This is a genomic window from Pseudomonas sp. GXM4 (assembly GCF_008923895.1).
Taxonomy (GTDB): domain Bacteria; phylum Pseudomonadota; class Gammaproteobacteria; order Pseudomonadales; family Pseudomonadaceae; genus Aquipseudomonas; species Aquipseudomonas atacamensis.
In genome coordinates, this window is record NZ_WBRZ01000262.1 from 1 (window position 1) to 7,584 (window position 7,584).

The 7,584-nt window shown below is 62.8% G+C and carries 10 protein-coding genes; 5 read left to right on the plus strand and 5 right to left on the minus strand.

What is annotated here, in order from left to right:
* Positions 1–364 (minus strand): general secretion pathway protein GspC (locus F8N49_RS23030; RefSeq protein ID WP_151552730.1); only part of this gene is annotated, 364 nt, incomplete at its 3' end.
* 120 nt (positions 365–484) lie between these two features.
* Here F8N49_RS23030 and F8N49_RS23035 point away from each other — a divergent pair.
* Both F8N49_RS23035 and F8N49_RS23040 read left to right on the plus strand, forming a co-directional pair.
* On the plus strand, positions 485–931 hold the full coding sequence (locus F8N49_RS23035; protein WP_151552732.1) for a GspH/FimT family pseudopilin: 447 nt from the start codon (positions 485–487) through the stop codon (positions 929–931).
* On the plus strand, positions 928–1,536 hold the full coding sequence (locus tag F8N49_RS23040) for a prepilin-type N-terminal cleavage/methylation domain-containing protein (protein WP_151552734.1): 609 nt from the start codon (positions 928–930) through the stop codon (positions 1,534–1,536). Before F8N49_RS23035 ends, F8N49_RS23040 begins: the two co-directional genes overlap by 4 nt.
* A gap of 461 nt (positions 1,537–1,997) precedes the next feature.
* Here the strand turns inward: F8N49_RS23040 and F8N49_RS23045 are convergent, their stop codons facing one another.
* From F8N49_RS23045 to F8N49_RS23055, 3 genes are read right to left on the minus strand one after another with little or no spacing between them, the layout of a single operon-like run.
* On the minus strand, positions 1,998–2,936 hold the full coding sequence (locus tag F8N49_RS23045; protein ID WP_151552736.1) for a FecR domain-containing protein: 939 nt from the start codon (positions 2,934–2,936) through the stop codon (positions 1,998–2,000).
* A 32-nt stretch (positions 2,937–2,968) separates the two neighbouring features.
* Positions 2,969–3,520 (minus strand): RNA polymerase sigma factor, encoded by a 552-nt coding sequence (locus F8N49_RS23050; RefSeq protein ID WP_041480103.1) that lies wholly within the window; start codon positions 3,518–3,520, stop codon positions 2,969–2,971.
* The gene (locus tag F8N49_RS23055; RefSeq protein WP_151552738.1) at positions 3,517–4,239 is read right to left on the minus strand and encodes an STN domain-containing protein; all 723 of its coding nucleotides are present in this window, start codon (positions 4,237–4,239) and stop codon (positions 3,517–3,519) included. Before F8N49_RS23055 ends, F8N49_RS23050 begins: the two co-directional genes overlap by 4 nt.
* Positions 4,240–4,388: 149 nt before the next feature.
* Here F8N49_RS23055 and F8N49_RS23060 point away from each other — a divergent pair, with 149 nt between their 5' ends.
* Complete coding sequence (locus F8N49_RS23060; RefSeq protein ID WP_016774979.1) at positions 4,389–4,691, plus strand: hypothetical protein; 303 nt, start codon at positions 4,389–4,391, stop codon at positions 4,689–4,691.
* A gap of 162 nt (positions 4,692–4,853) precedes the next feature.
* Here the strand turns inward: F8N49_RS23060 and F8N49_RS23065 are convergent, their stop codons facing one another.
* Positions 4,854–5,294 carry a carboxymuconolactone decarboxylase family protein gene (locus F8N49_RS23065; protein WP_071172671.1) on the minus strand — a complete coding sequence of 147 codons (441 nt, stop codon included), beginning with the start codon at positions 5,292–5,294 and terminating at the stop codon, positions 4,854–4,856.
* 367 nt (positions 5,295–5,661) lie between these two features.
* Between F8N49_RS23065 and F8N49_RS23075 the strand changes: the two genes are divergently transcribed.
* Both F8N49_RS23075 and F8N49_RS23080 read left to right on the plus strand, forming a co-directional pair.
* Entirely contained in the window at positions 5,662–7,095 is a 1,434-nt protein-coding gene (locus F8N49_RS23075) for a PLP-dependent aminotransferase family protein (protein WP_151552740.1), read from the plus strand.
* Between the two features lie 123 nt (positions 7,096–7,218).
* Positions 7,219–7,512 carry a putative quinol monooxygenase gene (locus F8N49_RS23080; protein WP_016774982.1) on the plus strand — a complete coding sequence of 98 codons (294 nt, stop codon included), beginning with the start codon at positions 7,219–7,221 and terminating at the stop codon, positions 7,510–7,512.
* Positions 7,513–7,584 lie beyond the last annotated feature (72 nt).

Here is a 7,584-nt window from a genome sequence, read left to right on the forward strand (position 1 = left end):
CCCCACCCCGCTCAATCACCACCCCATCCCCCTCAACCCCCACCAACCCCACCCCAACCCCAACCTTCTCCCCCACCAAAAAACTCCTCGGCGCGCCATCATTCAAACTCAATATCGCCACCGTCCCGCTCCCGCCCGCGATCACTCCACTCACCTTGATATCCAACGGCGCGGTCTCATTGGAAAACCAACGCAACACCGGGCTGTCACTCCTCGACGCGAGCACTTGCGGGGCGGCTGCGGGGGTGTGGGATTCCGCCGAGGTCAGTAGCAGCGACGACCACGTCGCTAGGCCCACCAGGGCGGCGAGCAGTGCCAGGGCCTGGATGGTTTGCGCCGGGGTAATCCGTGTGGTGAATTTCATGGGTTGTCGCTCCTTGTTGTCCCTGTTGCCAGCCTACGCGGCAATTCTCTCCGTTTTATTTCACATGCCTTACATGTTCGCCGGGCACGATGGGGTGGGACGCCAAGGAGCGCGTGGGTGATGAGCAGGCAGCAGGGTTTTACGTTGATCGAGTTGATGGTGGTGCTGGTGATTATTGGCATTGCCAGTGCGGCGATCAGTTTGAGTATCAGACCCGATCCGTTGCAGTTGTTGCGCAAGGATGCCGAGCGGGTTGCGCAGTTGTTGCAGGTGGCGCAGGCCGAGGCTCGCGCGGATGGGCGGCCGATTGTGTGGGTGACGGATGCCAAGGGGTTTCGGTTTGGTCGGCGTGGGGATGATGGCGTGGGGTTTGAGTCGTTCAAGGAGGATGCGCAGTTGCGCCCGCGTGCGTGGCAGAGCCCGAAGGTCGAGGTGCGTGTGGAGCCTCGGCAGACGGTGGTGCTGAATGCCGAGTGGATCAATCCGCCGTTGCGGCTGATTTTGTCGGATGGGGCCAATCGGCTGAGTGTGCTGCGCGATGGCAGTGGGCGGATCAGTGTTCAATGAAGACTCAGCAAGGGTTCACTCTGATTGAGGTGATGGTCGCGATTCTGCTGATGGCGGTGGTGAGTCTGATTGCCTGGCGCGGGCTGGACAGTGTGACGCGGGCGGACAGTCATTTGCAGGCCAGCAGTGAGCAGAGCGATGGGTTGTTGCGGGTGTTGAATCAGTTGCAGCGGGATGTGGACATGCGCGCGGGGGTGGAGTTGAGCGAGCCGCGCAAGGTCGGGGCTGAGGATGAGGCTCCGACTGCGCCACCAGCGGTGACGGTGCGTAGCAGTGACAGCAAGGGGTTTCGGCTGGACATTATTCGTAGCGCGGCGGATCAGCCGGGGGCTTTGCAACGGGTGCGGTGGTGGGTCGAGGGGGATACGTTGTATCGGGCGGTGGCTGAGGCGCGCAGTCGCTATCCGTTGCCGGCGCCTGGGAATGGGGTTGCGGTGTTGAGTGAGGTGAGTGATGTGCAGGTGCGGGTTTGGGAGGTGGATAAGGGATGGCGGCAGTTGAGCGGGAATCGGCGGGAGGATCCGTTGGGGTTGGAGATTCGTTTGAGTCGGCAGACGGCGCAGGGGGTTGAGCGGTATCGGCAGGTGATTGGGTTGTTGCAATAGCCGGGATCACCGCGGCTTTTTTGTAGGAGTGAGCCTGCTCGTGATTGCGGTGGGTCAGTCAGCATTGTTGTTACTGGTAGACCGCTTTCGCGAGCAAGCTCGCTCCCACAGTTGGGTTGGGGCGGTCAGTTGCAGGTTGGGTGGCTGTTAGGCCGTTATCGCTGGCAAGCCAGCTCCGACAGGGATCGAGTGCGACCGGAAGATATTGGTCAGCTGGTAGACCGCTTTCGCGAGCAGGCTCGCTCCCACAATTGGGTTGGGGGCGGTCAGTTGCAGGTTGGGTGGCTGTTAGACCGTCATCGCTGGCAAGCCAGCTCCCACAGGGATCGAGTGCGACCGGAAGATATTGGTCGGCTGGGAGACCGCTTTCGCGAGCAGGCTCGCTCCCACAGAAAGCAAAAGCAAGATCAAAAGATCGCAGCCTTCGGCAGCTCCTACATTTGGATTGCGCTGGGCTTTGGTTAGCTGAGAACGACCACGCCGCCCGGCAGTTCGGTGCATTTGACGCCGTAGGCATCGCGGATCAGCAGGGCGACGCCGGCGAGTTGGTCGAGGTTGAAGCGGGCCTGGACGCGGCGTTGGCCGAGTTCGCGGTTGAGCAGCAGGAGCATGCCGGGGCGGTAGCGGTTGATTTCGTCGATCATCTGGCTGAGGGTGGCGCCGTTGAACACCAGCACTTGTTGGCGCCAGTTCATCACGGCGGCGGTGTCGACGGTTTGCACGTTACCGATTTGCCGTGCGTCGTAGGTGACTTGCTGGCCGGCTTCGAGGCGCAGGTTGCGGCCGTCGATGGCAACGTCGACCGCGCCGTCGAGGCAGGTCACGCAGACTTGCTGGTCGGTGTTGCGCAGGTTGAAGCGGGCCTGGCTGGCGCGCAACCACCCTGCCCCGGCCTGCATCGCCAGTGGCAGGCGTGCGGTTTGCACTTCGACTTCGCCGCTGACCAGTTCAAAGCCCTGCACGCCGTTTTCGACGCTGCGTTGGTTGATGCGGGTTTGAGTATTTAGCTCGAGGCTGACGCCTTGTGCCGGTTCGACCCGCCGTTGCTGGCCGACTTCGGTGATGTAGTCGGCGCCCAGTCCTTCGAAGCCACCGGGAATCGTGCCGCGCACCAGCAGGAACGCGGCGGATGCGGCAATCGCACCGCCGAGAAATGCCCGTCGACCGAAGCTGCCTCGGCCCTGCAACGCTTCGGCGGCCGGTTGCAGGTGATGCCATAGCCGCTTGGCTTCTTCGAACGCCTGGGCATGTTCGCCGCTCTGCGCGCACCATTCGCGCAGGGCGCGGGCGTCGGCGACGGTGGCGCGGCCCGAGGTCAGCAGGATCAGCCAGTCGCGGGCTTCGCTGTGCAGCAACTCGGTGGCCGAAGGCTCGGCGGGTTTCAGTCGAAAGATGTTCAAACGCGCAAATTCTCAACGGATTAATCGGGTCACTATTCGCTAGACGGTTTTCCGGCCCCGCGACCGAACCGCTGAAACACTTTTCTTTCCAGTTTCGCTGCGCAGAAGCCCAGCGCGGCTTTGATTTCCTTCTCGACCATGCGCGTGGAAATGCCGAAACGCTGGGAGATTTCCAGGTGTGGCGCCTCTTCCAGCCGCGCGGCTATGAAGATCCGTCGACGCCGTGCGGGCAGTTCGTACAAGGCGCTGAGCAGCGCCTGCATCTCTTTTTGCCCGCCGACCACCCGCGCCGGGTCGAGGGCTTCGTCGCCCAGTTGCAGCAGTTCCTCGACTTCGGTGCCGGTGAGCAGGCGCGCATCGGCCTGACGGCGGTCGGCGGCGATGTTCAGGGCCATGCGATACAGGTAGGCGTTGGGCTTGAGCAGGTTCGGCGGGGTCTCCATGCGATCGACCCGCAGCCAGGTTTCGTGCAGCACGTCGTTGGCCAGATCCTCGGAGCCGAGGCGGCGGCGCAGGCGCACGCGAAAATCCTCGTAGGAGCTGAGGAACAGCTGGCCCATCGTGCTTTGTCCGGCGTCTTTCATCCCCCGGAAACTCCTTCCCATCTCGTGCATTCCATGCGTTTCCCTGACGACTCCGGTAACAACAGCAACGTGACCGGCTGGCGCAAGGCGCTGGGCGTCGGCCGATCGATTATGAGGTTGCGAAAACTTTCCACCAGCGCGTTATCGCGCCGTACATCGCCGGTCGAAGTGACCAACCGGTTGTGCTGCACCACGCCGTCGCGCCCGACCCACACCTGCAACACCGCGCGATAACTGCCCGGCCGGGTCAGCGGCGAACTGCACAGTTTGCGCTCGATCGCCGCTTGCACCGCCGTTGCATAACTGCGGTTGACCGCGACAGCAGCCGGCGTGGGTTTGTCCGTCGGCACTGGCAGGTCTTCCACCTGCGCCGCTTGCAAGGTGAACGCGTCGGCGCGGGCGTAACGCGCCATCAACCCGGTGCCGCCGAGCAGATGGCGCAAGGCGTCGGCGGCGGTGTATTCGCCATCCACGGCGAGGGAGCGACGGCCCCGGCTCAACTGGCTATCGACCAGCACGGCAACGCCCGTGGCGCGGCTGTATTGATCCAACGCCCGGGCCAGCTCCTGCGCCGGGATGTGCAAGGTCATGCGCATGTCCGCCGCTGCCGGATCAGCATTGGCCGCGCAGGTCAGCAGACCGAGCAGCCAGCCCAGACCCGCGCGGCGCACAAGCGTCGCCGAGCGCTGAAGACTGATCCGCGAACTGCCTCGCTGCACGACTGGCGCACCCCTGAAAATCGCTATCCTGCGGGGCATTTATGACTCTGGTATGACGGGCGGTGCAAAAAAACCATCACGGGTTTTGCAACGCGCTTGCACTAGACTCAAACCCATAGCGGCCCATTCGGGCGGGCCAGGAGGCGGACATGAAAACGCGGTGGATGTGGGTCTTGCTGATGACGGTGGGTGCGGCGCAGGCCGAGGAGCCGCTGGGCTGTGTCGAGGTCACGGTCGGCGGTTACAAGGCGCCGAATTACGATTGCCTGAGCCAACAGATGGGCAACAATCCCGACGGCGCGGCGGCGGCGCAGAAGAACATGGAAGCGTTGAATGTGCCGGTGCACAAGCGCGCGCCGAATCAGGTCGGGCTGGCGACCCCGGCGGCGACCAGTACGCGGATGGGCAATACGTTTGGCACATCAGTGAAACCGCAGCGACCGCCGCAGTGAAGGACTGATCGTTCCCACGCTCCTGCGTGGGAATGCAGCCCGGGACGCTCTGCGTCCCATTGGAACGCGGAGCGTCCCTTGAGGCATTCCCACGCGGAGCGTGGGAACGATCAGATGCGCGTTTCCATGTAGGAGCTGCCGAAGGCTGCGATCTTTTGATCTTCAGTCACTCGGGGTCTGACGGAAGCTGACAGCCAAACGATTCCAGCTGTTGATGGTGCTGACCGCAACCGTCAGGTCCACCAGTTCACCTTCATCAAATTGCTCGCGCGCTTGCTGGTAGACGTCATCCGGCACGTGGCTTTCGGCCAACAGCGTCACCGCTTCGGCCCAGGCCAGCGCCGCGCGTTCGCGGGGGTTGAAGAAGTTGCTGTCGCGCCACACCGCGACCGCATACAGGCGCCGATCACTTTCCCCGGCCCGCCGCGCGTCCACCGAGTGCATGTCAGTGCAGAATGCGCAGCCGTTGAGTTGCGAGGCGCGGATCCGGATCAATTGCAGCAGCGGCGCTTCGATGCTCAGGTTGGCGGTCAGCGCCTCCATGGCAAGCATCGCTTTCATCGCCTTGGGCGACGCGTTGTAGTAATCCAGACGCAGGGACATGGCGCGGCTCTCGGCAGGCGGAATGATGAGCTCACGGTACGGGCTGTGCAGGCTGTGTCACAGCCCCAATTCCACGAATTTCGGCTACACCACTGCCCCCCTACCTTTACGCGCTGATCGTTCCCACGCTCCGCGTGGGAATGCAGCCATGGACGCTCCGCGTCCACTGTGACGCAGAGCGTCACGGGAGGCGTTACCACGCTGAGCGTGGGAACGATCAGGTAACTGACCCACCGCTTTCGCGAGCAAGCTCGCTCCCACAGGGACTTGCGCCAATTTGCGGTTTTTACTCCACGCAACTACTGCCAAAAGCCCAACAACGCTAATCTGACCGACACTTCACTCAACACCCGGGAGCCTCGTCGGTATGGAACTTCATGTCGTGATCAACGGCCGCAAGGATCTTGCCGGTCAGTTGTATCAGCAGTTGCGCGCGGCGATTGAATCCGGGCGGTTGGCGGCGGGTACGCAGTTGCCGCCGAGTCGCTTGCTGGCCGAGCAATTGGGCATCTCGCGTAAGACCATTTCCGACACCTATGCGCAGCTGACCTACGAAAACTTTCTCACCGGCGTCATCGGCAAAGGCACCTACGTCAACGCCCGCCCGGCGCAGGTGCAGCGCAAGCAGAGCCACACCGAGCTGGCCAGTGCCGAGGTGATCGAGAGCTGGCGCAATCTGCCGGTGTTCCTGCGCCACCCGACGCTGCAAGGTTCGCTGCGCTACGACTTCATCGGCGGCGCCACCAGCAAAGGCCAGTTCCCCCACGACGACTGGCGCCGCTGCGTCGCCCATGCGATGCGGCAGATGGCGCAGTCGAAAGGCTTCTACAGCGTCGCCGAAGGCTTGCCGGCGCTGCGCAATGCGATCGCCCGGCACATCGCCTTTTCTCGCGGTATCAACTGTCAGGACGAGGACATCGTGGTGTGCAACGGCGCGCAACAGGCGCTGGATCTGATTGCCCGGGTACTGACCCGCCCGGGCGATCTGGTGGCGATGGAAGATCCGGGCTATCCACCCGCGCGCTTGCTGTTCGGCACACACGGCGCCGAAGTGGTCGGCGTGCCGGTGGATGCCGAGGGTATTCAGGTCGAGCACATTCCCGATGGCGTGCGGCTGATTTATGTGACGCCGTCGCACCAGTTCCCGCTGGGCATGGCGATGAGTCAGGCGCGCCGCGAGGCCCTGCTCGCCCGTGCCCATGAACTGGGCGCGATCATCATCGAGGATGATTACGACAGCGAATTCCGCTACGAGGGCCGGCCCACCGACTCGCTGTACAACCTCGATCAGCGCGGTATCGTCGCCTATGTCGGCACCTTCTCGAAAACCTTGCTGCCGGAGTTGCGCCTGGGCTACGCGATCCTGCCGCCGTCGATCATCGAGGCGGTGATTCGTGCCAAACAGCTGACCGATCTGCACGCCTCGACCCTGCCGCAATGGGCGCTGGCCAAGTTCATCGCCGAAGGTTGCCTGCTCAAGCACATCCGCCGCTGCCACACGATCTACGCGCAACGCCGCGAACGCATCCTGGAGCGCATGGCCACCGACCTTGCGCCATGGCTGCAAGCCGTGCCGGCCAGTGCCGGGTTTCACATGGCGGTGTTCTGCAAGGTGCCGGTCGATTTGCCGCTGGTCATCGAGCTGGCAAAAAAGGTCGAGGTCGGCCTGTATGCGATCAGTGGTTTCTACTACCAGCAGCCGGCGCAAGAAGGCCTGTATTTCGGCTTCGGCGCCATCGAAACCCTCGACATCGACATCGCCCTCGATCGCCTGCGCGACATCCTCGAACAGCTGTCATGAGCCGTTGGTATAAGGCTTTTACCGCCGATTGGTTATTGGTGATTCACGGCGGCAGGCCTATTCTGCACAGGCGTTATCCCTCAATGAGCAGGATTCGTCCGGCCTGATTCAGGAGTGTGAGCAATGTCAAACGAAGTGATCAACACGGTTGAGGTCAAGGCGGTTGCGGGCCGCTCCGAAGAGCTCGGCAAGCAATTGCAGAAGATCGTCGACACCCTGCGCGAAACCCCGGGCTGCGATTCCTACCTAGTCGACCGCTGCCCCGAGGACAGCCACCGCTGGACGGTCAGCGCGCGCTGGCAGTCGGAAGCGGCGATGCAGGCGCATTTCAACCGGCCCGAGGCACAGGGGTTTATCGACCTGATCGACAGCCGCCTTGCCAATAGCGTGGATTTCAACAGCTTTCCTATCGTCTAAAAGCAAGATCAAAAGATCGCAGCCTTCGGCAGCTCCTACTCTGGAATGCGTTCCCCTGTAGGAGCTGCCGAA

Coding starts and splice junctions, on each gene's coding strand:
- F8N49_RS23035 (WP_151552732.1), top strand. CDS start 485: ATGAGCAGGCAGCAGGGTTTTACGTTGATCGAGTTGATGGTGGTGCTG.
- F8N49_RS23040 (WP_151552734.1), top strand. CDS start 928: ATGAAGACTCAGCAAGGGTTCACTCTGATTGAGGTGATGGTCGCGATT.
- F8N49_RS23050 (WP_041480103.1), bottom strand. CDS start 3,520: ATGAAAGACGCCGGACAAAGCACGATGGGCCAGCTGTTCCTCAGCTCC.
- F8N49_RS23060 (WP_016774979.1), top strand. CDS start 4,389: ATGAAAACGCGGTGGATGTGGGTCTTGCTGATGACGGTGGGTGCGGCG.
- F8N49_RS23065 (WP_071172671.1), bottom strand. CDS start 5,294: ATGTCCCTGCGTCTGGATTACTACAACGCGTCGCCCAAGGCGATGAAA.
- F8N49_RS23075 (WP_151552740.1), top strand. CDS start 5,662: ATGGAACTTCATGTCGTGATCAACGGCCGCAAGGATCTTGCCGGTCAG.
- F8N49_RS23080 (WP_016774982.1), top strand. CDS start 7,219: ATGTCAAACGAAGTGATCAACACGGTTGAGGTCAAGGCGGTTGCGGGC.